The organism is Burkholderia sp. BCC1638 (genome assembly GCF_902833195.1).
Taxonomy (GTDB): Bacteria; Pseudomonadota; Gammaproteobacteria; order Burkholderiales; family Burkholderiaceae; genus Burkholderia; species Burkholderia diffusa.
This window is the reverse complement of sequence record NZ_CADFEC010000007.1, coordinates 221,031-244,768: the sequence shown is the minus strand read 5'-3', so window position 1 is coordinate 244,768 and position 23,738 is coordinate 221,031. Positions and strand designations below refer to the sequence as shown.

Below are 23,738 nucleotides of genomic sequence, written 5' to 3'. Positions count from 1 at the left end.
TGCGGGGCCGCCACATGCCGCGGCTGACGGCGCCCCGGCGGTTGCCCCGATTGTAGCCTCACGCGCGACCGGCGTTGTCCGGCCGGATCAAATATCCGAGGAATCCGTGCGGCCCGTCCACTGGCCCGCCATATGGAAAGTCCGAATCGCGCGTGCCCGCCGCTGTGGCAGGATGAAGCTTTGGTGCGACGTTGCGCGGGCATCATGAGCAAAGCGTTCTTCGTTGCGGCCTACCGGCTGATCGCCGCGTTGCTCGCGGTGTCGACCACGCTGCACAGCGTCGCCGGCTACTGGGGCATGCCTGCCTTCCATCTCGGCGACTACTTCAGCTACTTCACGCAACTGAGCAGCCTCTATGCCGCGGCCATGCTGGTCGTGGGGCTGTCGCGTGTCACGCGTCCCGGCTCGGCGCGCTACGAATCGATGCGCGGCGCCGCCGTGCTCTACGTGCTGATCACAGCGATCGTCTACGAACTACTGCTCGCGCGGCTCGATGCGTTGCGCCACGTCACGCCGGCCCTCAACAACTGGGTCCTGCACCGGATCGTGCCGCTCGTGGTGCTGTGCGACTGGCTGTACGTGGAACCGCGCTCGCCGATCGCGTGGCGCAGCGCGTTCGCGTGGCTCGGCTTTCCGGTCGTCTATCTTGGCTATACGCTCGTGCGCGGCGCGCTGGAGAACTGGTATCCCTATCCGTTCGTCGATCCGCGGCCGCACGGGTACGTGCCGGTCGCGATCCAGTGTTCGCTCATCGCGCTCGGCGCGGCGGGACTCGCGCTGGGCATTCGCTGGCTCGGCAATCATGCGAGGCAGTCCGGCACCGCGGAGCTCAAGGAAGGGTGAAGACGGGAACGTGTGCGCCGCGCGGCGCACACGCCTTGACGCAGCACGTCAGCCGCCGTTGCGCGGCAGGAAGTTCATCGGATCGACGACCTTGCCGTTCTGCCGGACTTCGAAGTCGAACGTCGCGCGACCGCTCGCGTCGGTGCCCATCTCGGCGACCGGCTGGCCCGCGCGCACCGCATCGCCTTCGTTGACGAGCAGCTTGCCGTTGTGCCCGTAGGCCGTGATGAGCCCGTTGTCGTGCTTCAGGATCACCAGCGGGCCGTATGCCTTGACGCCGGACCCGGCGTAGACCACTCGCCCGTTTGCCGCGGCCCGCACCGAACGGTCGGGCCCGGTCGCGGCGATCACGATGCCGCGCGTCTTGCCGGCCAGGAATGGCGCGGCGACCATGCCCGTGGCCGGCCAGGCCAGCGAGCCCGGTTGCGCGGCCGCGGCGGGCGCCTGCCCGAGCGAGGTCGCGGCAGGCGGCGGCGCGACGCGCAGCACCTGGCCGGGCGACACGGCGTCATTCGGCGACATGTGGTTCCAGCTGGCCACGTCCTGCACGCGCTGCCCGTAGGCGGCGGCGACGCCGGCAAGCGTGTCGCCCGGATTCACGCGGTAATAGCCGGCGATCACGCCCGGCGTGGCGACCGACGCCGGCGTCGACGGTCGTACCGGCTGCCAGCTGTCGGTCCACGGCGTCATCGTACAGCCCGTCAGCGCGGCGGCCGCGACGACGAGCGCCGCCTGAGGCAACCAGCGCGCAAGCGCATCGTGGATCGGAATCGTTTTTCTCAAGGGTTCTCCCGGATTTGCGTCGTTGCGCCGCCCACCGCCCTCCGGCGTGCGGCGCACGATGTCCGGCCAGAGGCCGGACCAACCAGTATCCGACCGCTCTCGCGGCCGTCAGTTTCCACAGCGGGACGTCGGCGCGAACGGGCTCACCGGCCCCTTTTTCGCGCCATTTTCGCGTCGTCCCGGCCGTCAAAGATACCATCTGTCGTGGTCAGGACCGCGACAGGCGCCCGATCCGGCAACAATCTTGCGGTCTCGCAGACGCGTGTCGGCGGGCCGCGAGCCGCATCGCGTGGGGTGTCCGGAGCGGCTTCAGGCCGCCGTTCCGCAGCCGCCAGCCGTGTCTCGCCGACAACCTCCACCGCGCCTCCGGCCGCCTCCTATACTCGGAGGTGCACCGCAGGTTCCAGCGATAACGAGGAGAAAACCATGAACAATGCGACGTTTCTGTCCGTGCAACTCAACGCCGAGGATTTCGCCGGTTCCAGCGGCCTCGTCGAACTGCTCAACCGGCACCTGCTGTTCGCAACGGACGTCGCCGAAGCCGCGGACGCACTCGTCCAGCTGGCGAGCGTCGCACACCTGAGCGGCGCCACGCGGCACAGCGTCGAGCTGCCGGCACTCGCGATCGAGCGACTGCGCGACGCGCTCGACACGCTGAGCGGCTACGACGAGGCCTGGCTCCAGGCGCTGGAACCGGCCGACGCGCTGTTCCGGGACATCGGCCGCGGGCCGCGGCCGCTGCATTGACGCGGCGGGCGCCCCCAATGAAAACAGCCCGTCGTTCCGTGATGCGGAACGACGGGCTGCGGGTACTGCGTGGGGTCACATCAGGCCGCACGTGCGGCCCGGTGATCGATGCCGATTAACGACCCTTGTAGACCGGTGCGCCATCCGACACGCGCTTGACCTGCCAGCCGGTCTTGGCGACCGCCGGAGCGCCCGATTCCTGCTGGGCGACCGGTTGCGCACCGTAGCCGCTCGTATCGGCAGCGGCCACGTTTTGTTGCGGGTTCACGCGGGCTTCGGCTGCCTGGATGCCTGCCGGGTAGTCGGTACGGTCGCTGCCCAGTTTGTAGCCGGCCTGTTGCAGCTGGGCCAGTTCGGCCTTCACCTGCGCACGGGTGACGGGGGCGTTCTGTTGGGCGAACGAGACGGCGGGAACAGCGAGGACAGCAGCAGCAGCGAACGTTGCGATCAGCGATTTCATGATTACCTCCGGGATTTTTTTGCTCCGCCGCACACACCATGTCTGCAGCGATGGAACAAAGTTTAGTCCCGAGATCACCTAGGGAAAACCATGAAAGAACGAAAACACTGTTTCCTCGAAGCCAACAATTCCGGCATCCGGGAACGAAAAACCCTACTCAAAGAATAGAATTTCGCAACAATGCCATCCTCGCCCGCCGGTTACGACCAGTTCGCGTGGAAGCTGCCCGGCTTGTCGGTACGCTCGAACGTATGCGCGCCGAAGAAGTCGCGCTGCGCCTGCACAAGGTTCGCCGGCAGCCGCTCGGAACGGTAGCTGTCGAAGTACGCGACCGCCGACGCGAACGCCGGCACCGGCACGCCTGCCTTCACCGCGGCCACCACGACGTCGCGCAGCGCCGTCTGGTAATTCGCGGCGATGTCCTTGAAGTACGGGTCGAGCAGCAGGTTCGCGAGCGCGGGATCCTTCGCGTACGCGTCCGTGATCTTCTGCAGGAAGCGCGCGCGGATGATGCAGCCCGCGCGGAAGATCTTCGCGATCGTCCCGAGATCGAGGTTCCAGCCATACTCTTCGGACGCCGTGCGCAGTTGCGCGAAGCCCTGCGCGTACGAGATCACCTTGCTCAGGTACAGCGCGCGGCGCACCGCTTCGACGAACGCGGCGCGATCGCCGTCGAACGGCGCGGCGGCCGGGCCCGACAGGATCTTGCTGGCCGCGACGCGCTCGGTCTTCAGCGACGACAGCACGCGTGCGAACACCGACTCGGTGATCAGCGGCAGCGGCACGCCCAGATCCAGCGCGTTCTGGCTCGTCCACTTGCCGGTGCCCTTCTGCGCGGCGCGATCGAGGATCACGTCGACGAGGTGCTTGCCGGTTTCTTCGTCCTTCTTGCCGAAGATCTTCGACGTGATCTCGATCAGGTAGCTGTCGAGCTCGCCTTGGTTCCACTCGGTGTACACCACACCGAGTTCGTCGTTGGTCAGGCCCGCGACGTCCTTCAGCACGGCATAGCTTTCGGCGATCAGCTGCATGTCGCCGTATTCGATGCCGTTGTGGACCATCTTCACGTAATGGCCCGCACCGTCCGGCCCCATGTATGCGACACACGGCTCGCCGTCCGACGGGGCCTTCGCGGCGATCTGCTTGAGGATCGGCTCGACCAGGTCGTACGCGTCGCGCTGGCCGCCGGGCATGATCGACGGGCCGCGCAGCGCGCCCTCTTCGCCGCCCGACACGCCGGTGCCGATGAAATGCAGGCCCGATTGCGCGAGTTCCTGGTTGCGGCGGATCGTGTCCGTGAAATGCGTATTCCCGCCGTCGATCAGCACGTCGCCCTTCTCGAGCAGCGGCTTGAGCGATGCGATCGTCGCATCGGTCGCTTCGCCGGCCTTCACCATCATCAGGATCCGGCGCGGCGTCTCGAGCGACGCGACGAACTCTTCGAGCGTATAGGTCGGTACCAGATTACGGCCGGGGAATTCGGCGATCAGTTCGTCGGTTTTCTCGCGGCTGCGGTTGTACACCGACACCGCGTAACCGCGGCTCTCGATATTGAGTGCGAGATTGCGGCCCATCACCGCCAGCCCGATCACACCGATTGCTTGTTTGCCCATTAGTCAATTCTCCGGAAAAAACAGGGCGCGACCCGAACCGGGCCGCGCGCACAGGCGAAAGGATAGTGGAAACCCGGCTGCGATGCGCAGTTGCGTGTCATTGCTCCGCGTGCGGCAGGCGCCGGAACACGACGCTCAGGTTGTTCGCCGGCATCTCGACGACCTCGATGCAGTCGAGCCCGCGGTCGAGGCCGAGCGCGACGACCGCCTCGAGATCGCGCACGCCCCACGACGAGTCGCGGCTGCGCAACTGCTGGTCGAACGCTTCGTTGGACGGCGCGGTGTGCCGGCCTTCGCGACGGTACGGGCCGTACAGAAACAGCACGCCGCCCGGACGCAGCACGCGCGACGCGCCGGCGAACAGTGCGTCGGTGCAGGCCCACGGCGAGATGTGGATCATGTTGATGCAGACGATCGCGTCGAATGCCGCGGCCGGCCACGACGCGTCGCGCACGTCGAACGCCAGCGGCTCGGCCAGGTTCGCGAGGCCGGCATGCGCGACCCACGCGGCGATCGAGCGGCGCGCGTGCGCGTCGGGATCGCTCGGCTGCCAGCGCAGCGCCGGCAGCGCCCGCGCGAAATGGACCGCATGCTGCCCGGTGCCGCTCGCGATCTCGAGCACGTCGCCGCTGGCCGGCAGCACGCGACGCAGCACCTCGAGGATCGGCTCGCGATTACGCTCGGCCGCCGGCGCCGACAGCCGCGCGGACGGATCGGGCGAGGACGTCGGCCCGGTCACGATGCGTGCTCCGGCGCGTCGCCGGCGACGCCCAGCCGCACGTTCAGCGCATCGAGCGCGGGCGCGCAACGCGCCTCGACCTTCAGCGTCAGCATCGGATCGGCGCGCGTATGACCGAGGTTCAGCGCGGCAACGGGCTTGTTCTGCGCCTGGGCCCACACGCAGAACCGGTAGCCGGAATACACCATCAGCGACGAGCCGACGACGAGCAGCGCATCGGCCGCATCGAGTGCCTGCGACGCCAGCGCGACGCGTTCGCGCGGCACGTTCTCGCCGAAGAACACCACAGCCGGCTTCAGCAACCCGCCGCAGGCCGGGCAGGCCGGAATGCGGAACGTGTCGAGCGCGGCCCATTCGAGGTGCGCGTCACCGTCGGCGGCGGGTTCCGCCTGCGCACCGAGCAGCTCGGGGTTGTCCGTTTCGAGCAAGGTCTGGATCGTCGCGCGCGCGTGATGCGCGCCGCAATCGAGGCATGTGACGCCGTTGATGCCGCCGTGCAGTTCGATCACGTCGCCGCTGCCGGCACGCTGGTGCAGCCCGTCGACGTTCTGCGTGACAAGGCGCTCGATCCGGCCGGTGCCGCCGAGCCGCGCGAGCGCGACGTGCGAGCGGTTCGGCTGCGCACGGCCCACCACGGGCCAGCCGATCATGCTGCGCGCCCAGTAGCGGCGGCGCGCGGTGTCGGAACCGAGGAATTCGTGGAGCTGGATCGGCGGCGAGCGCATCCATTGACCGTTGCGGTCGCGATAGCCGGGAATGCCGGAATCCGTGCTGATGCCCGCACCGGTCAGCACGAGCAGCCGCGGATGGCGCTCGACGAACGCGTGCAGCGCATCGAGCGCGGCCGGATCGATGCTGGCGGATGAGGGGGTGGGCAAGGCGATGTCGTTCATGTTGGCGGCGCGTGATCGGGCGCGGTGGCAAACCGTGCGGCCAGCGCGCCAGCACATGATACAGAACGCCGCGCGATCGGGCCGGCGACCCGCGCGACACCGGCGCGGCAAAAAAAGACGCCCATCGACCACAAGGCGATGGGCGCTCCAACAATTGATCCATCGGGGTAGTGGATCAACTGACAGCACAATGTCGTCAGATCCACCGCGGCGCGGCCGGCGGACCTTTCCCCTGGACTACACCTTCGATTTCCTGATGTCGGGCGGATCGCCACGCGGCACCGCGTGCGGCAGGCACACGCATGCGTCGCGCTCGGCACGCGTGCGTTTCGCGCGCCGGCATGACGATCCGGAACTCATGATTGCCCATCTGCGTGCACGGGCGGTTCATCCCCGACGGCCGACCGGCACCGGTCGGCCTCGTGCGTCATGCATGCACGTCGTCGTTCGGAACGAACCCGAATTGTTCGGATGGAACGAAAGGCCGCACGCTCATGTCACCGCGATCAGCGGCAAAGCGAATTCACGGGCAGGTCGGCGATTCATGTTTGCAACACGACACGTTGCGATTCGGTCTGTTCTCATTCTCTTGTCCCCGTCTTCGATGCGTCCGACCCACTGAAGCGATGGCCGGCCCTTTACCGCGCCGGCGATCGCGCTCACGGCGCACACAGACATGCAAGGAGCGCACCATGCTTCGCGGCGCAAGGCCGCGCGGCCGGTGAAGTGACCCCGATGCAGATCGTGCGGCGACAGAAATACGTGAACGTTTCGAAAGTGAAACGACGGGAAGCGGCGTGCGCGACCGGCGGATGGACGCGACGCCAATGTTGCAGGAATGTGACGTGTGCGCCGGCGAGGCGTTTGCACGTGAACGACGCCGACGATCTGCTTACAATCGCCTGCTCCTGACCACGCATGCGGGATCGAACGCGCAGGTCGAACATGCGTGCGTCCCGGCTGCCGACGCGCCCCGGGCGTCGTCCGCAGTGCGTTCGTGCAGATTGACTGCCCGATGACCGAAGGCGCCGATCATGCCGGAACTGACGATGCCGCCGTGCATCGCTCGCGGCGCGTCGCAAGCGTCGCGCAAACACGTTAGCATGCGAACACCGTACGGCGCGCCCGCTTCGCCCCGTCTTCAAGGAATGGACATGCCCCTGCCCGCCTCCGGCCGCGCCGACGTCGCGCAACGCGTCTTCTCGCCCGAGCGGCTGTCGATCGGCCTGACGCTGCCGCTGCTGCGCGGCGGCCGGACCGTCGCCGATTTCAACGAGCAGCTCGAACTCGCGGCGCTGGCCGATTCGCTCGGCTTTCGCGCACTGTGGGTTCGCGACGTTCCGCTGAACAGCGCCGACTATCCCGACCCGGTCGGGCACCTCGATCCGTGGGTGCTGCTCGGCGCGCTCGCGTCGCGCACGCGCCGGATCGTGCTCGCCAGCGGCGCGATCGTGCTGCCGCTGCGTCATCCGCTGCATATCGCGAAGGGCGCGCTGTCGGTCGCGACGCTGTCCGGCGGACGCTTCGTCCTCGGCCTCGGTTCCGGCGACCGGCCGCCCGAATATGCGGCGTTCGGCGTCGATGCGGAAACGCGGCGCGATCGGTATCGCCGGCATTGGGACATCGTCGCGGCCGCGCTCGGCGTGCCGTCCCGCGTGCTGCCCGACGAAACACCGCCCGACGCGCCCGACTTCACGCTGCTGCCGCGCGGCGACGCCTCGGTGCCGATGCTCGCGGTCGGCTCGGGCGGACAGAGTGTCGACTGGATCGCACGGAACGCGATCGGCTGGATGACGTACCACCGCGATCCGGACACGCAGCGTTCTCGTTATTCGATGTGGCGCACGGCCGTCGACCGGCTCGCGCAACCGGGCTTCCGCGCGTTCGGCGTGTCGATGCGGCTCGATCTCGATGCGAATCGCGATGCGCCGGCCCGCGCGCTGTCGCTCGGCTACGCGACCGGACGGAACGCGTTGATCGGCATCTTGCGGGACATGCGCGCAGCCGGCACGCACCACGTCACGCTGAATCCGGGCTCGGACCGGCCCGTGCGCGAGGTCATCGAGGAAATCGCCGAGCACGTGCTGCCGATCTTTCACGACGAGCAGGGTTGATTCATCAGGAGTCCGGAGTTCGCTGCAGGTAGCAGCAGTCGTGGTTTGCACCGAATCGATGTGCCCGGGAGCACGTTTCGTTCCTGGCCTGACCGTCACAAGAGTCGACGTGCGCGAACAAGGGCTCGCGAACACCGCCGGCACGCGAAAACAAGCCGCGCCGCCTGCCGCATGCCCGATTCGAATACTCGTCGACGGAACTATTCGGGTCCGTTCGCGATCATGTTAACTTCCGTCCATCGTCCAGACCGGCGGGCCACATTTCGATGTGCGCCCGCATGCCAACCCATGCGACATTTCCTGCTCGGCTGGCTGCTCGCCGCCGTCGTATCGATCGCTCACGCGGCTACCCCTGCACCAGCCGCCGCGTCGGCCGCCTCCGGCGCGGCGCCGACACTGACGCCGCAACAGGCGCAGCGCGCCCTCTCCGTCCTGCAAAATCCGCGCGAGCGCGAACAGGTCGAAACGACGTTGCGCGCGATCGCGGCCGTCGGCGTGCTGAGCACGCCCGTGCTTCCGGCGAGCGCCGCGGCACCGGCCAGCGCGGCATCGGCCGCCACCGCCGCGCTCACGACAAACGGCCTCGCGTCGATGCTCGTCCGGCAGGGAGCACGCTGGGCCGGCGAAATCGGCGGCGCGCTGAACGAATCGCTGCGCTCGCTGCTCGATGTCGGCTCCGTCGGCAGCTGGTGGCACGAGCGGCTGGTGCGCGCCGACGAACGTGCGGTCCTCACGCGCGCGCTCCTGGTCATCCTCGCCGTGCTCGTGCCCGCGTTCGTCGTCGAATGGTTCGCGAAGCGGCTGCTGCGGCGCGCGCTTGCTGCCCTGGGCACGCGTCGGGCCGAATCGTCGCGTCGGGCCGAGCCCGAACCCGCCGAGGCGGACGATTCCAGGGCGTCAGCGCCGGCCGACGCCGACGCCAGCGCCGACGCCGACGCCAGCGCCAGCGCCGAAGGCACCGCCGCGCCCGATACGTCGTCGCAAGGCCGCGGCCATGCGCGGCGCCACACCACGCTGCTGCGCCGGATGCCGCGCGCGCTGGTCAGCCTCGCGCTGCGCGTGGTGCCGCTGCTGGTGTTCGTCGGTATCGCGAGCCTGACGATGTCGGTGCTCGACGGCGCCGGCACGCCAACCGAAACCGCGCTCGAATCGTTGATCGACATCTATGTGATCTGCCGTCTCGTGACGATCGTCAGCCGGCTGTTCTTCCAGCCCGATGCGCGGCAATTGCGACTGCTGCACGTCAGCGATGCATGGGCCGCGATCGCGCAGCGCTCGATCGCGCGGATCGCGATCGTCGTCGGCGTCTGCACGGCCGCGGTCGAGATCGCCGCGAGCTTCGGCCTCAGCGACGCCGGTCACGTCGCGCTGCTGAAAGCGGTCGCGCTCGTCGGCCACTTGATGATCTCGGCGCTGATTCTCCGGTGCCGCCAGCCGGTCGCCGCCCGCATCCGCGCGGCCGGCGACGATCGGCCGGCCTTCGCGATGATCGGCAACGCGCTCGCCGATGCGTGGGCGCCCGTGTCGGTGTTCGTCGTGATGGCGCTGTGGTTTGTGTGGGCGCTCGACGTCCACAACGGCTACCGCGTGCTGATCGCGCTCGGCGGCCGCTCGATCGCCGCGATGATCGGCATGCGAATCGTGTCGATCGTCGTGTTCGGTGCGCTCGCTCGAGTGTTCCAGCGCCGCGACGACGATCGCACGCTGGTCCACCTGCACGCTTACCGCTACTACCCGCTGGTGCGCCAGATCGTGTCGGCGGCGATCGCCGTCGTGACCGTCGTGCTGCTGCTGCAGATCTGGGGCGTGCCGATCTTCCACGCGTTCCAGACCGGCACGATCGGCCATCGGCTCGCGTCGGCGCTGATCACGATCGCGATCGCGGCCGTCATCGCGCTGATCGTGTGGGAAGCCGCGAACATCGCGATCGAGCGCCGCCTGCAGCAGTGGACGCGCGAGGGCAACCTCGTGCGCGCGGCGCGGTTGCGCACGCTGCTGCCGATGCTGCGTTCGCTGCTGTTCATCATGATCGCGCTCGTCGTCGTGCTGACGGGCCTCAGCGAAATCGGCGTGAACATCGGGCCGCTGCTCGCCGGCGCCAGCATCTTCGGCGTCGCGCTCGGCTTCGGCTCGCAGAAGCTCGTGCAGGATTTCATCACCGGCATCTTCCTGCTGATGGAGAACGCGATGCAGGTGGGCGACTGGGTCACGCTTGCCGGCGTGTCCGGCACGGTCGAATATCTGTCGATCCGCACGGTGCGACTGCGCGCGGGCGACGGGTCGCTGTATACGATCCCGTTCAGCTCGGTGACGACCGTCAACAACACGAATCGCGGGCTCGGCAACGCAGCCGTCAAGGTCAGCATCGCATACGGCCAGGACATCGATCGGGCGATCGCGACACTGAAGGAGATCGGCGCCGCGTTGCGCGACGATCCGAATTACAAGGACGGCATCCTGTCGGATTTCAGCTACTGGGGCATCGACCAGGTCGACGGCGCGACGATTGCGCTGGCCGGACAGATCCAGTGCAAGGACTCGGCACGCTGGGGCGTGCAGCGCGAATTCAACCGGCGTATCGCGGTGCTGTTCCACGAACGCGGAATCCGGATCGCGAATCCGCAGCGCAGCCTCGTCGCGTATGACGACGGTTCGCGGCCCGTGGCGCCCGAGAACGATGCGAACGGCGCCCCTACCGCCGGCACGCCGGCCGCGGAGCAACCGCCGCCGCCCGCTTCACCAGACCGCAAGCCGGACTGATCGTGCGGATGCCGCGGGCTCGGCCACCGCGTATCGTGCCGTGCCTGTGCTATTGAACGACCGATAGCCGTGCTCAACGCGCGGCGGTTTTCATCGCGCGCTGAACGCGCTTCGCCGCGTTCGCCAGCGCTGCCCACTTCGCGTCGGCCACCCGCTCGCCAACTTCACGGTCACAACCATCCCAATCGAAGACGACCGCGGGAGATTCGAATGATTTCTCGAATACCGTTCGTTCATTACGAATCGAATCGCGAATTATTCGGCCGACAGATCTGAAATTGCATCCGGTTTCGGGTTTGAAAATTACAAAATACCCCCTGATTTTTCAAAAACATTTCAACTTATTCCATTTAACTTTGTTTCATATAATCAGAAAAAGTTTGACATCGAACTTTCGTTCTTGATACCGTCCGATTCAAGCAATCCGACGAATTGCAAACCACGCAATCGTTCCCGCTCGACGCATCTCGTTTCCGCCGCACCGAAGCTCTCGCCGCCGACAATCGCTTCTTCCGTTGGCGCATGCAACATCCCGATGCACTCATTGGGCAGCCGCCATCCGGCAGCAGTCCGAAGGACCGAACCAGATGAGCAGGACACCGAAGCTGTTGCTCTAGCCATCCCGCCTGCATCAGGCCTGCTGGCGCGGCCGGTCCTCGTCGCGGCCCAGTGCCTTCATTACCGAGCTTTCCAGCATTTCGCCCCCGGAGGATCATCACCCGTCCGGGTCGGGCGAAAGGCCCCGTCGCGTCCGCGCTATCCGCGCGAGCGCGACGGATAGCGGCGGCGCACGATCCGCGCCGCTGTCGACCGTTGTTGTTCGTGCAGTTCGATGTTCAACCGGAGGGGTAATTCAAAATGAATCAGGTTGCAAACAAGAAACAAAAGCACATCCGCATCGTCAAGCTCGCCTTCGCCGCCGCAGCAGCCGCTTCGTTCGGCATGACGGCCGTCCATGCCGCACCGGCCGCCGGCTGGACGGAAACGCGCACCAAGGGATTCCTGCCGCTCGTCCAGCAAGGTGAAAGCAGCAGTACCGCCGGTGCGCCGGCGGCCAGCACCGCCGCCGCTGCCGCGGCTGCCACCGAGATGGCGCCCGGCGAATCCGTCGACATCGTGCTCGGACTAAACCTGCGCAACGAGGCGCAACTCGATCAATACCTGCACGACCTGCATACGCCCGGCTCACCGCACTACAAGCAGTTCCTCACGTCGGCACAGTTCGCCGCGCAATACGCGCCGACCGACCAGCAGGTCGCCTCCGTCGTCGCGCACCTGCGCCAGGCCGGCTTCGTCAACATCGTGGTCGCGCCGAACCGCCTGCTCGTGTCCGCGTCGGGCACCGCGGCAACGGTCAAATCGGCGTTCCGCACGACACTCAAGCGCTTCACGCGCAACGGCCGCAACGTCTACGCGAACACCGATGCCGCACAGGTGCCGAATGCAATCTCCAGCATCGTCGGTGCCGTGCTGGGCCTGCAGAACGTTGAACTCATGCATACCGGCGCGGGCAGCAAGCCGCAAGGCAACACCAGCAACCTGACGATTCCGGCAGGCGCATCCGCGGTGCCGCACTACCCGACGGAATTCTCGTCGCTCTACGGCGGCGACGGCACGCCGACGGCCTCGCAAACCACCGTCGGCATCATCTCCGAAGGCGATCTGTCGCAGACGGTCAGCGACCTCAACACGTTCGCCGCCAACAACGGCCTCGGCACGATCAGCAGCAGCGTCGTGCCGACGGGCCCATCAGGCAGTTCGTACACCGATACATCCGGCACCGTCGAATGGAACCTCGACAGCCAGTCGATCGTCGGCGCCGCCGGCGGCAGCGTGAAGCAGGTCGTGTTCTACGTGGCGCCGTCGATGACGCTCACCGCGATCACCGCCGCGTACAACAAGGCGGTGAGCGACAATGTCGCGAAGGTCATCAACGTGTCGCTCGGCGTGTGCGAATCGTCCGCGTACAGCACCGGCTCCCAGGCGACCGACGACACCATCTTCAAGCAGGCCGTCGCGCAAGGTCAGACCTTCTCCGTATCGGCCGGCGACCACGGTGCGTACGAATGCGCGAGCGGCTCGCCGTCGCGCTCGACCTACACGGTGAGCGAGCCCGCGACGTCGCCGTACGTGATCGCGGTGGGCGGCACGACGCTGTTCACCAACACGTCGACCAACGCATACAACAGTGAAATCGTGTGGAACGATCCGAGCTGGCAGCCGGGCACCGTATGGTCCACGGGCGGCGGCTATAGCAAGTACGAAGCCGCGCCGTCGTGGCAATCGTCGAGCCTCACCGGGTCGACCAAGCGCGCACTGCCGGACGTCGGCTTCGACGCCGACCTGCGCACCGGCGCGATCCTCGTGGTGAACGGCCAGACGTCCGACACGCTGTGGGGCTCCGGGTACCTGAACAACGAAGGCGGCACGAGCCTCGCCGCGCCGATCTTCACCGGCATCTGGGCGCGACTGCAATCGGCCAACAACAACGCGCTCGGCTTCCCGGCGTCGAGCATCTACAAATACTTCCCGAGCAATGCGGCGCTGGTGCACGACGTGACGTCCGGCAACAACGGCAGCGGCACGTACGGCTACAAGGCGAAGGCTGGCTGGGACGCGACGACGGGCTTCGGCAGCGTGAACATCTCGAAGCTGAACACGTTCATCCAGAGCACGTCAGATTTCGCGCGCTGATCGATCGTGCAATGAGCGGTGCGGTTCCGGGCGCGGGTCGTTTCGCGCGCCCGGAGCCGTATCTGCACCGCTGCGCGCGGCGCCTCCAGATTGACGCTGCGCATCGGCACACACCGCCCGCGGTCGTCGCGGGCCAGCGAAATCACAGCTGCGATTCGATCGGAAACAAGCCGAGAAACCACACTTCCATGCGCCGCGCCGCCGACACTTCCGGTTCGTGATCGAGCTCGGTCACCGTCCCGTCCGCATCGGTCTGAATCCACTTGAGCCGCCCCTTCCCGGCCGGATCGGTCCGCGATTCGACTCGCCACGCGATTCGATCGAGCCGCGGCTCCAGGTCCGTCGCAACCTCCGACGCAATTGCCGGGCTCTCGCAGTAAACGCCGATCTCGGTATTGAGGTTCAGCGAGCGCGGATCGAGATTCATCGAACCGATGAAGATACTCTTGCGATCGAACACATAAGTCTTCGCATGCAGCGAAGCACGCGACGAGCCGATGATGACCTGCTTCGCGATGCTCTTGTCACCGGACGGTCGCCGTTCGTAAAGCCGCACGCCGGCTTCCAGCAGCGCACTCCGATAGCGCCGGTAGCCGGCATGCACGGCCGCGACGTCGGTCGATGCGAGCGAGTTGGTCAGGATCGTCACGCGCACGCCGCGTGCCGTGAGCGCGTGCAGCCGTTCGACCATGTCCTTGCCCGGCACGAAGTACGGCGACACGATCAGCAGTTCCTGCTCCGGCCGCAACGCAAGTGCGCGCAGTTGCGGCATCAGGTGGCCGTCGCTGTCCTTCGGCGAGCGTGAAATCTTCGCCGGATCGTCGTACAGGACCGTCGCCTGCCCCCAGGACAACTCGGTACCCTGCCCGTGCACGATCTGGTCGAGCCTGTGTCGCGCCTCGAGCACGTACGGATTGTCCTCCATCGCGCGCAAGTAATCGCGCAATCGTTCGCGCTCCCGGTCGAGACCGCCCGGCGCTGCATCGTGCCCGACCAGCGCATCGATCGGATACGCATACGGCGAATTCCAGAACGTATCGAATTCGGTCGAGATGTCGTTCACGACGGGGCCGTGCACGACCACATCGAGATCGCCGAACTCCAGCATCGACGACGCGCCGAAATACTCGTCGCCGATGTTGCGGCCGCCGACGATCGCCGCCTGGTTGTCCGCGATCATCGCCTTGTTGTGCATGCGCCGGTTGACGCGCGAGAACTCGAGCACCGTGCCGATCTTCTTGAAGTGGCGCGTGGCGACCGGGTTGAAGAGCCGGATCTCGATGTTCGGATGCGAACTGATCTCGAGCAGCTTGCGATCGTCCGCGTTCGTCCCGAGATCGTCGAGCAGCGCACGCACGCGAACCCCGCGATCGGCCGCACGGATGATCGCGTCCGCGAGTTCGTGTCCGGTCAGGTCGTCGTGCCAGATGTAGTACTGAAGGTCCAGCGAGCGGTCCGCGCGATCGGCGAGCAGCACGCGCGCATCGAGTGCATCGACGGGATCGCGCAGCAGGTGAAACGCGTCCTGCCCCGGATGGGTGGCGGCCTGCTGGCGGAACGCGATGCCGAGGCGCGTGGTTTCGGTATCGGTGAATGCGTGCGTTGGCGCGCGACCGGCCTGCGGCGGCAGGCTGGCGCACGCGGCAAGCATCAGCAACGACAGAATCGCACTCCACGAACGCAACATGATCATGATGGCCGCCCCCACTGTCGGGCGAAGTCTGTTTGTGTTTGTTCTGACCGCCGGGCGGAACGCGGCGCTGGCCTGCGGTTCGCGCGCGCGGCGATTCTCGATCGTGCGCGCCGACCGCGCTACAGCATACTTCGATTGATATCGGGACGGCACGCTCCGCGCGTTTCCCCGGTGGCGGCGATGCGACACGCGACGCCGGCGTGAACGTATCCAACACGCTCGACACATTCAGGCAGCGCGCAAAAGAAAAACCCGCGAGGCCTTGCGGCGTCGCGGGTTTCGAGACTTCCCCGGATAACCTAGGAAGCGAATCTGGTGGGCCCCCCGGGAGTCGAACCCGGCACCAACGAATTATGAGTTCGCTGCTCTAACCAAGCATGAGCTAGGGGCCCAGACGAGAAGCAACGTGTGCTACACGCCACGCCGGCAACGAAGCCGGGCCGGCATTGTAACAACAAAGACACCAAAGAGGACAAACGCCACCGGCATCACGCGGATGCCGGCGGCGTTCGCAAGTAAGACGCTGGAAATCAGTTCCCTTCGAGGAACGACTTCAGCTTGTCGGAACGGCTCGGGTGACGCAGCTTGCGCAGCGCCTTCGCCTCGATCTGACGGATCCGCTCGCGGGTAACGTCGAACTGCTTGCCGACTTCCTCGAGCGTGTGATCGGTGCTCATCTCGATACCGAAACGCATCCGCAGCACCTTCGCCTCGCGCGGCGTCAGCGAATCGAGCACGTCCTTCACGACGTCGCGCATGCTTGCATGCAGCGCGGCATCCGCCGGCGCGACCGTGTTGTTGTCCTCGATGAAGTCGCCGAGATGGGAATCGTCGTCGTCGCCGATCGGCGTTTCCATCGAGATCGGCTCCTTCGCGATCTTCATGATCTTGCGGATCTTGTCTTCCGGCATCTCCATCTTCTCGGCGAGCGTTGCCGGATCCGGCTCGAGACCGGTTTCCTGCAGGATCTGCCGCGAGATGCGGTTCATCTTGTTGATCGTTTCGATCATGTGAACCGGAATACGGATCGTGCGCGCCTGGTCCGCGATCGAACGCGTGATGGCCTGGCGGATCCACCACGTCGCGTAGGTCGAGAACTTGTAGCCGCGACGGTATTCGAACTTGTCCACCGCCTTCATCAGGCCGATGTTGCCTTCCTGGATCAGGTCGAGGAACTGCAGGCCGCGGTTCGTGTACTTCTTCGCGATCGAGATCACGAGACGCAGGTTCGCCTCGGTCATTTCACGCTTCGCCTGACGCGCCTTCAGTTCGCCGGCCGCCATCTGGCGGTTGGTTTCCTTCAGGTCCTTCAGCGGCAGCACGACGCGCGCCTGCAGGTCGATCAGACGCTGCTGCTGTTCGCGGATCGCCGGAACGTTACGCGACAGGACCGCGCTGTACGGATGGCCTTCGGCCGTGATCTTCTCGGCCCAGTCGAGATCCGTCTCGCTGCCCGGGAAGCGCGCGATGAATTCCGAACGCGGCATGCCGCACTTGTCGACGACGATGTGCAGGATCTGACGCTCGACCTGACGCACTTCGTCCACTTGCGCACGCAGCGTGTCGCACAGACGCTCGACGGTACGCGCGGTGAAGCGGATCGTCATCAGCTCGGTCTGGATCGTTTCCTGCGCCTTCAGGTAGGACTTCGACTTGTAGCCTTCCTTCTCGAACGCGCGGCGCATCTTGTCGAACCACTCGCTGATCTGCGAGAACTTGTCGAGCGATGCACGCTTGAGGGCTTCGAGTTGAGCGGCGTTGGCCGACGCCTGAGCGGCACCGTCATCCTCCTCCTCTTCCTCTTCTTCCTCTTCCTCTTCGGCTTCCTCGTCCTCGTTCTCGATGGCTTCGGCTTCCTTCGCGGAGAAACCGTCCGTATCGGCGGAGTCCGAAGCATTCGGATCGAGCAGGCCGTCGACGAGTTCGTCGACGCGGATCTCTTCGTTCGCGACGCGCTCGGCCATCGCGAGGATGTCGGCGATCGTCGTCGGGCACGCGGAAATCGCCATCACCATGTGGCGCAGGCCGTCCTCGATCCGCTTCGCGATCTCGATTTCGCCTTCGCGCGTGAGCAGCTCGACCGTGCCCATCTCGCGCATGTACATCCGGACCGGATCGGTCGTGCGACCGAATTCCGAATCGACGGTCGACAGCGCGACTTCCGCTTCTTCCTCGACTTCGTCGTCCGACGATGCGGCCGGCGCGTTGTCGTTCAGGAGCAGCGTTTCCGCGTCCGGAGCCTGCTCGTAAACCGCCACGCCCATGTCGTTGAACGTGCCGATGATGCCTTCGAGGGCTTCAGTTTCGGTGAAGTTGTCCGGCAGGTGGTCGTTGATTTCGGCATACGTGAGGAAGCCGCGCTCCTTGCCGAGCTTGATCAGCGCGCGCAGCTTCACGCGGCGCTCTTCGAGCTCCTCGGCCGTGCCGGGCGTGCTCGTCGCGAACGCTTCCTTCAGCAGCGCCTTTTCCTTGGCGCGACGATCGCGCACCTTGGATTTGCCCGGGGCAGCCGCGGCTGCGGGCTGCTCGTCGCTCTGATTTGCGTCGTCATCGACGGATACTTCGTTCAGCTTTTTGGTCATGGAGTTCGCCGTACCGGCTATATCGACTCGCGGCTGCTGGACGACAGCCGGTTGAACCGTGGGTGCATGAGTAGTACGTACTGCCGTTTCGTCCGCGGCGGCAGTCGTGTCCCTTGCGCTTTTCGCACTTGCCCGCTTCGCCGCCGGCTTGGCCGGCCCGGAGTCGGGTCTGGCGGCAGCCCGTGTTCTGGCTGCCGGCGCCGGCGCAGCCTGAGCAGTGCCGGCCGCGGTTTTCTTTCCTGCAGGGGCTGACGTGGCTGAAGACGTTGTCCTGGTGGAAGAAGCAGACTTGGCCGCTGTGACCTTCGTGGTCGGCTCCGTCGAGCCCTTGCCTGTTGCTTTCTTTCCGCCTGTCGTCTTTGCCATCGCGATTCTCGCCTCTGCTTGGAAAACAAACCGCTGGAAACCTTATATTATAGCACGCTGGGGCGCCCTCTCTTGGCGCCCCGGCCGCCTACAGCCCGAGCCGACGCTTCATGTCGGTTCGCTGCTGGTTCAATTCCGTCAATTCCGCCAGTTCCTCGGGTGTGAAGGTGGACTGCCGCGCAAGCCGGTCGAGCCGGTCGCAGCAGGCGTCATAGCGCATCTTGAGCACCGCGGCCTGCAGTTCCTCCCCCGCGATCCGTTCCTGTTCACGCTGCCGCTCGGGCACCGTCTCGTCTTCCGGATTCTGTAACAGCAAATCGCGGACGTTTTCATCATAGTCCAGAATTTCGCGGAAGATTTCCTCGTAAGTCGCGCCATTCGAGGACGTCCGCAGGACATCCGACAGCAGCCGGAACTCCGCGCCGTCGCCCAGCGCACGCGCATGCTCGACGACTTCGGCGAACAGCTCGCCGATCCGCGGCAGCGCGCGCAGGGTCGCAAGCTGTTCGTCGTCGAGCTGCGTCGCGATCCGCGGATGCATCACGAGCGTACGCAACGCGCGCTTTTCACTGTCGGTCACACGCCGCCGTTCGCTGCGCGGGGGCGCCTGGCGCGCCGGCGTCGCGATGCGCGCATCGACGTCCGACAGCCCCGCGACTTCCTCGAACGGGATATCGAGCCGGTCGGCGAACATGTGCATGATCTGCGCACGCAACGCGTTCGCCGGCAGCGCCTGCAGCAGCGGCTTCGCGTCGAACAGCGCCTTCGCGCGACCTTCCGGCTGGTCGAGCGCCTTGCCGGCAATTGCTTCGTTCAACAGAAATTGTGACAGCGGCATTGCGCGCTCGACCTGCTCGGAAAACGCTTCCGCGCCGAATTCGCGTACGTAGCTGTCCGGATCGTGCTCGGACGGCAGGAAAAGGAATCGGATCGTCCGGTTGTCCGCCGCATGCGGCAGGCACGCCTCGAGCGCGCGGCGCGCCGCACGCCGGCCGGCCGAGTCACCGTCGAAGCTGAAAATGACCGTGTCGGTCTGACGCAGCAACTTCTGCACGTGAATCGGCGTGCATGCCGTGCCGAGCGTCGCGACCGCGTTCGGAAAGCCGAGCTGCGCGAGCGCGACGACGTCCATGTAGCCTTCGACAACCAGCACGTACTTGCGCTCGCGGATCGCGAGACGCGCCTCGAACAGCCCGTACAGCTCACTGCCCTTGTTGAACAGCGGCGTTTCGGGCGAATTCAGATACTTCGGCTCGCCGCTGCCGAGCACGCGGCCGCCGAACCCGATCACCTGCCCCTTCACGTTGCGGATCGGGAACATGATTCGCTCGCGGAACCGGTCGTAGCGGCGCGCGACGCCCTGTGCATCGGTTTTCTCGCTGACGATCACGAGGCCCGATTCGACGAGCGAGTCGTCGCGGTAGTCCGGGAACGCTGTTTCGAGGTTTTGCCAGCCGTCCGGCGCATAACCGAGCCCGAAGCGCGCGGCGATCTCGCCGGTCAGGCCCCGGTTCTTCAGATACTGGATCGCGACCGTCGCGCCGCGCAACTGCTTGCGGTAGTAGTCGCACGCGGCGGACATCACGTCGGACAGCGCGGTCGCGACCGATTTCGACACGGGCGCCGGATAGTCGCCGCCACCCGCACCGCCCCCGCCACCCCCGCGCATCGACGGTTCGTGCGGCACGGTCAGCCCGACCGATTGCGCGAGCTCCTGCACGGCTTCCGGGAACGTGAGCCCCGCGTGTTCCATCAGGAAGCCGATCGCCGTGCCGTGCGCGCCGCAGCCGAAGCAATGATAGAACTGCTTGGTCGGGCTGACGGTAAACGACGGGCTCTTCTCGTTGTGGAACGGGCACAACCCCATGAAGTTGGCGCCGCCCTTCTTGAGCTGCACGTACCGGCCCACCACGTCGACGATATCGACGCGGTTCAGCAAATCCTGCAGGAACGAATGCGGAATCACCGTGGGATCGAGCGAAAAAAAGACAATACGACGCCCCGGTGCACGCGAACGCGGCGCGCCGGGAAGCGGGTTTTACTTCGACAGCGCGGCCTTGACCTGCGCGGAAACGGCCGTCATGTCGGCGCGGCCGGCGAGCTTGCCCTTCAGCACGCCCATCACCTTGCCCATGTCCTGCGGGCCAGCCGCGCCCGTTGCCGCGACCGCGGCCTGGACTTCGGCAGCCACTTCGGCGTCCGACAGCTGCGCGGGCATGTATGCGCCGAGCACGGTCAGTTCGGCCTGTTCCTTCGCGACGAGATCGTCGCGGCCGGCGGCTTCGAACTGGCTGATCGAGTCCTTGCGCTGCTTGATCATCTTGTCGATCACCGCGGTGATGCCCGCGTCGTCGAGGGTGACCCGATCGTCGACCTCGCGCTGCTTGATCGCGGCCATCAGCAGGCGAATCGTCGCCAGACGCTCGCTTTCCTTCGCGCGCATCGCGGCCTTCATGTCTTCGCTGATCTGCTCTTTCAAACTCATCTTGCACCCGGGATGGAAACGTGACTTCGACGCCCGCGAACGGGCGTCAACACAAAAACCCGCTTGGGACTAAGTCTCAAGCGGGTTGCTCGAATCCGGCATCGGCGACTCGCGGCCCCGGATCGAGGCCGATCGCGCGGAGGTCGCCGGTGCGCCGCTCAGTGAATCGTGCGGCGCTCAATCGTTCAGTACAGCTTCTTCGGCAGCGTCTGGCTGCGGATCCGCTTGTAATGACGCTTCACCGCGGCAGCCTTCTTGCGCTTGCGCTCGGCGGTCGGCTTCTCGTAGAACTCCCGCGCACGAAGCTCGGTCAGCAGACCGTTCTTCTCGATCGTGCGCTTGAAGCGGCGCATGGCGACTTCGAACGGCTCGTTTTCTTTAACGCGAATGATCGTCATGATCCGACACGAATAAAGGTTTGCAGGGAAGATTTATGAGTATAGCAGAGCGCCAGGCAAAGACATAAGGGCCGGGTCCCGTCAATGGCGGGCCCGCGCAGCCGTGTCAGGCGCCCCGCGCAAACTCCGCCGCCGCCTGCCCGGCCGCCGTGCCGGATGCCCACGCCCACTGGAAGTTGTAGCCGCCGAGCCAGCCCGTCACGTCCACCGCCTCGCCGACAAAGAACAGCCCCGGCACCCGCGCGCTCATCATCGTCGCCGACGACAGTTCGCGCGTATCGACGCCACCCTTCGTCACTTCGGCCTTCTTGTAGCCCTCGGTGCCGTTCGGCGTCAGCGTCCAGCCGGACAGCGCGTCGCCGATCTGTCGCAGCGTCTTGTCGGGCAGGTCCGCGAGCCGCGCATCGGCCGCGACACGGTGCGTGTCGAGCCAGACGTGAGCGAGGCGCGACGGCACCCAGTCCGCGAGCAGCGAGCCGATCTGGCGCTTCGACGTGCGTTTCGCGTCGAGCAGGTCGGCTACCGCGTCGCGCTGCGGCAGCAGGTCGATGCGGATTGGATCGCCGGACTGCCAGTAGCTGGAAATCTGCAGGATGCCGGGGCCCGACAGGCCCCGATGGGTCAGCAGCAGGTCCTCGACGAATTCGCCGCCGCGCTTCTTGTCGCCGGTCGACACGCGCACTTCGAGCGACACGCCGGACAGCGCCGCAAACGGTTCCCAGTCCTGCTGCGCGAAGGTGAGCGGCACGAGCGCGGGCCGCGTATCGACGAGCTTGTGGCCGAACTGCTTCGCGAGCCGGTAGCCAAAGTCGGTCGCACCGATCTTCGGGATCGACAGGCCGCCGGTGGCAACGATCAGCGCGCGTGCGCGGATCGACCCCGCCTGCTGCGTGTCGAGCGTGAAGCCGTCGGCCGACGCGTGGCGCACCGCGTCGACAACCACCGGCCGGCGCCAGGCAATGCCGCCCGCGTCGCATTCGTGCTTCAGCATGTCGATGACCGCGTCGCTGCCGTGATCGCAAAAGAGCTGCCCCTTGTGCTTTTCGTGCCAGGTGACGTGATGGCGCTTGAGCAGCCCGAGGAAGTCGCGCGGCGTGTAGCGCGCAAGCGCCGAGCGCGCGAAATGCGGATTCGACGACAGGTAGTTGTCGGGGCCCGCGTAGAGATTCGTGAAGTTGCAGCGGCCGCCGCCCGAGATGCGGATTTTCTCGGCAAGCCGCGGCGCGTGGTCGATCAGCACCACGCGGCGGCCGAGTTGCCCGGCGACCGCGGCGCTCATCATCCCGGCGGCGCCCGCGCCGATCACGGCGATGTCATATGTTTCCATGGCGCGGATTGTACCTGCCCGGCCGCGCACCCGGGCCGCGCCCCGGCGGCGGCAGGCCCTCGCCTGCTATAATTTGCGGTTACGTTTACCTTCCTGCGGCGCGCTCGACGCAGCTCGCCCCGCCTCTACCATGCTCGTTCTCGGCATCGAAAGCTCCTGCGACGAAACCGGCCTCGCGCTCTACGACACGCAGCGCGGCCTGCTCGCGCACGCGCTTCATTCGCAGATCGCGATGCACCGCGAATACGGCGGCGTCGTGCCCGAGCTCGCATCGCGCGACCACATCCGCCGCGCGCTGCCGCTGCTGGAGGAAGTCATGGCACAAAGCGGCACGCGCCGCGAGGACATCGACGCGATCGCATTCACGCAAGGCCCCGGCCTCGCCGGCGCGCTGCTGGTCGGCGCGAGCATCGCGAACGCGCTCGCGCTGGCATGGAACAAGCCGACCGTCGGCATCCATCACCTCGAAGGCCATCTGCTGTCCCCATTGCTCGTCGACGAGCCGCCGCCGTTCCCATTCATCGCGCTGCTGGTGTCGGGCGGCCACACGCAGCTGATGCGCGTGACCGATGTCGGCGTGTACGAGACGCTCGGCGAGACGCTCGACGACGCGGCCGGCGAAGCCTTCGACAAAACGGCGAAGCTGATCGGCCTCGGCTACCCGGGCGGCCCGGAAGTGTCGAAGCTCGCGGAAACGGGCACGCCGGGCGCCGTCGTGCTGCCGCGTCCGATGCTCCATTCGGGCGACCTCGACTTCAGCTTCAGCGGCCTGAAGACGGCCGTGCTCACGCAGATGAAGAAGTTCGAGGCGGCAAAACTCGAAGGCGAAGCGCTCGAACGCGCGAAGGCCGATCTCGCGCGCGGCTTCGTCGACGCGGCCGTCGACGTGCTCGTCGCGAAGTCGCTCGCCGCACTCAAGAAGACGAAGCTCAAGCGCCTCGTCGTCGCGGGCGGCGTCGGCGCGAACCGCCAGTTGCGCGCGGCGCTGTCGGCCGCCACGGCCAAGCGCGGCTTCGACGTGCACTATCCGGATCTCGCGCTCTGCACCGACAACGGCGCGATGATCGCGCTCGCCGGCGCGTTGCGGCTCGGCCGCTGGCCCGAGCAGGCGAACGCCGACTACGCGTTCACGGTGAAACCGCGCTGGGATCTCGCGTCGCTCGCACGCTGATTCGCACGACGCACCGGCACGTTTCGGAATACGCCAGCCAAAACACAAAGGCCGCTCGATCGAGCGGCCT

At 66.4% G+C, this 23,738-nt stretch carries 19 protein-coding genes and 1 tRNA gene; 7 read left to right on the top strand and 13 right to left on the bottom strand.

The genetic code is table 11. From position 1 onward, the window contains the following. Positions 1 to 204 precede the first annotated feature (204 nt). Positions 205 to 843 (top strand): Pr6Pr family membrane protein, encoded by a 639-nt coding sequence (locus HWX22_RS11185; RefSeq protein ID WP_244135215.1) that lies wholly within the window; start codon positions 205 to 207, stop codon positions 841 to 843. A gap of 48 nt (positions 844 to 891) precedes the next feature. Here the strand turns inward: HWX22_RS11185 and HWX22_RS11180 are convergent, their stop codons facing one another. Next, on the bottom strand, positions 892 to 1,626 hold the full coding sequence (locus HWX22_RS11180) for a peptidoglycan DD-metalloendopeptidase family protein (protein ID WP_175906482.1): 735 nt from the start codon (positions 1,624 to 1,626) through the stop codon (positions 892 to 894). Between the two features lie 426 nt (positions 1,627 to 2,052). Between HWX22_RS11180 and HWX22_RS11175 the strand changes: the two genes are divergently transcribed. Further along, a complete protein-coding gene (locus HWX22_RS11175; RefSeq protein ID WP_175915641.1) occupies positions 2,053 to 2,373 on the top strand; it encodes a hypothetical protein in 321 nt (106 codons plus the stop codon). Between the two features lie 115 nt (positions 2,374 to 2,488). Here HWX22_RS11175 and HWX22_RS11170 read toward each other — a convergent pair whose 3' ends face one another. From HWX22_RS11170 to HWX22_RS11155, 4 genes are all read right to left on the bottom strand, one after another. After that, positions 2,489 to 2,833 (bottom strand): DUF4148 domain-containing protein, encoded by a 345-nt coding sequence (locus tag HWX22_RS11170; RefSeq protein ID WP_175915640.1) that lies wholly within the window; start codon positions 2,831 to 2,833, stop codon positions 2,489 to 2,491. Positions 2,834 to 3,033: 200 nt separating this feature from the next. Further along, positions 3,034 to 4,446: an NADP-dependent phosphogluconate dehydrogenase gene (gene gndA, locus HWX22_RS11165; protein WP_175915639.1), complete on the bottom strand. Its 1,413-nt coding sequence runs from the start codon at positions 4,444 to 4,446 to the stop codon at positions 3,034 to 3,036. A 97-nt stretch (positions 4,447 to 4,543) separates the two neighbouring features. After that, positions 4,544 to 5,185, bottom strand: coding sequence for a DUF938 domain-containing protein (locus HWX22_RS11160; protein WP_175915638.1), 642 nt, complete (start codon positions 5,183 to 5,185; stop codon positions 4,544 to 4,546). Beyond that, positions 5,182 to 6,078: an NAD-dependent protein deacetylase gene (locus HWX22_RS11155; RefSeq protein WP_175915637.1), complete on the bottom strand. Its 897-nt coding sequence runs from the start codon at positions 6,076 to 6,078 to the stop codon at positions 5,182 to 5,184. The genes HWX22_RS11160 and HWX22_RS11155 overlap by 4 nt, the downstream gene beginning before the upstream one ends. A 1,154-nt stretch (positions 6,079 to 7,232) precedes the next feature. On the opposite strand from HWX22_RS11155, the gene HWX22_RS11150 reads away from it, so the two are divergent. Beyond that, positions 7,233 to 8,192, top strand: a complete 960-nt coding sequence (locus HWX22_RS11150; RefSeq protein WP_175915636.1) for an LLM class oxidoreductase — start codon at positions 7,233 to 7,235, stop codon at positions 8,190 to 8,192. A 288-nt stretch (positions 8,193 to 8,480) separates the two neighbouring features. Beyond that, positions 8,481 to 10,952 carry a mechanosensitive ion channel domain-containing protein gene (locus HWX22_RS11145; protein ID WP_175915635.1) on the top strand — a complete coding sequence of 824 codons (2,472 nt, stop codon included), beginning with the start codon at positions 8,481 to 8,483 and terminating at the stop codon, positions 10,950 to 10,952. A 369-nt stretch (positions 10,953 to 11,321) separates the two neighbouring features. Here HWX22_RS11145 and HWX22_RS11140 read toward each other — a convergent pair whose 3' ends face one another. Further along, positions 11,322 to 11,483, bottom strand: a complete 162-nt coding sequence (locus HWX22_RS11140) for a hypothetical protein (RefSeq protein WP_175915634.1) — start codon at positions 11,481 to 11,483, stop codon at positions 11,322 to 11,324. Between the two features lie 327 nt (positions 11,484 to 11,810). On the opposite strand from HWX22_RS11140, the gene HWX22_RS11135 reads away from it, so the two are divergent. Then, on the top strand, positions 11,811 to 13,646 hold the full coding sequence (locus HWX22_RS11135; RefSeq protein ID WP_175915633.1) for a S53 family peptidase: 1,836 nt from the start codon (positions 11,811 to 11,813) through the stop codon (positions 13,644 to 13,646). Between the two features lie 142 nt (positions 13,647 to 13,788). Here HWX22_RS11135 and HWX22_RS11130 read toward each other — a convergent pair whose 3' ends face one another. Then, complete coding sequence (locus HWX22_RS11130; protein ID WP_175915632.1) at positions 13,789 to 15,339, bottom strand: phospholipase D family protein; 1,551 nt, start codon at positions 15,337 to 15,339, stop codon at positions 13,789 to 13,791. Between HWX22_RS11130 and HWX22_RS11125 the strand changes: the two genes are divergently transcribed. Then, entirely contained in the window at positions 15,332 to 15,478 is a 147-nt protein-coding gene (locus tag HWX22_RS11125; RefSeq protein WP_175915631.1) for a hypothetical protein, read from the top strand. The two genes, HWX22_RS11130 and HWX22_RS11125, sit on opposite strands and share 8 nt — an antisense overlap. A gap of 174 nt (positions 15,479 to 15,652) precedes the next feature. Here the strand turns inward: HWX22_RS11125 and HWX22_RS11120 are convergent. The 6 genes from HWX22_RS11120 to HWX22_RS11095 all read right to left on the bottom strand — a co-directional run bounded on the left by HWX22_RS11120 (position 15,653) and on the right by HWX22_RS11095 (position 22,506). Further along, a tRNA-Ile gene (locus HWX22_RS11120) sits at positions 15,653 to 15,731 on the bottom strand. Between the two features lie 138 nt (positions 15,732 to 15,869). Beyond that, on the bottom strand, positions 15,870 to 18,287 hold the full coding sequence (gene rpoD, locus HWX22_RS11115; RefSeq protein ID WP_082721897.1) for an RNA polymerase sigma factor RpoD: 2,418 nt from the start codon (positions 18,285 to 18,287) through the stop codon (positions 15,870 to 15,872). Between the two features lie 88 nt (positions 18,288 to 18,375). Then, entirely contained in the window at positions 18,376 to 20,253 is a 1,878-nt protein-coding gene (dnaG, locus tag HWX22_RS11110) for a DNA primase (protein ID WP_175915630.1), read from the bottom strand. A 72-nt stretch (positions 20,254 to 20,325) separates the two neighbouring features. Further along, positions 20,326 to 20,772, bottom strand: a complete 447-nt coding sequence (locus tag HWX22_RS11105; protein WP_059524656.1) for a GatB/YqeY domain-containing protein — start codon at positions 20,770 to 20,772, stop codon at positions 20,326 to 20,328. A 185-nt stretch (positions 20,773 to 20,957) separates the two neighbouring features. Continuing rightward, positions 20,958 to 21,170, bottom strand: coding sequence for a 30S ribosomal protein S21 (rpsU, locus tag HWX22_RS11100; protein ID WP_006479415.1), 213 nt, complete (start codon positions 21,168 to 21,170; stop codon positions 20,958 to 20,960). Positions 21,171 to 21,276: 106 nt separating this feature from the next. Next, positions 21,277 to 22,506 (bottom strand): NAD(P)/FAD-dependent oxidoreductase, encoded by a 1,230-nt coding sequence (locus tag HWX22_RS11095; RefSeq protein WP_279610433.1) that lies wholly within the window; start codon positions 22,504 to 22,506, stop codon positions 21,277 to 21,279. Positions 22,507 to 22,627: 121 nt separating this feature from the next. Here HWX22_RS11095 and tsaD point away from each other — a divergent pair, with 121 nt between their 5' ends. Continuing rightward, positions 22,628 to 23,668, top strand: a complete 1,041-nt coding sequence (tsaD, locus tag HWX22_RS11090; protein WP_175915628.1) for a tRNA (adenosine(37)-N6)-threonylcarbamoyltransferase complex transferase subunit TsaD — start codon at positions 22,628 to 22,630, stop codon at positions 23,666 to 23,668. Positions 23,669 to 23,738: the final 70 nt, after the last annotated feature.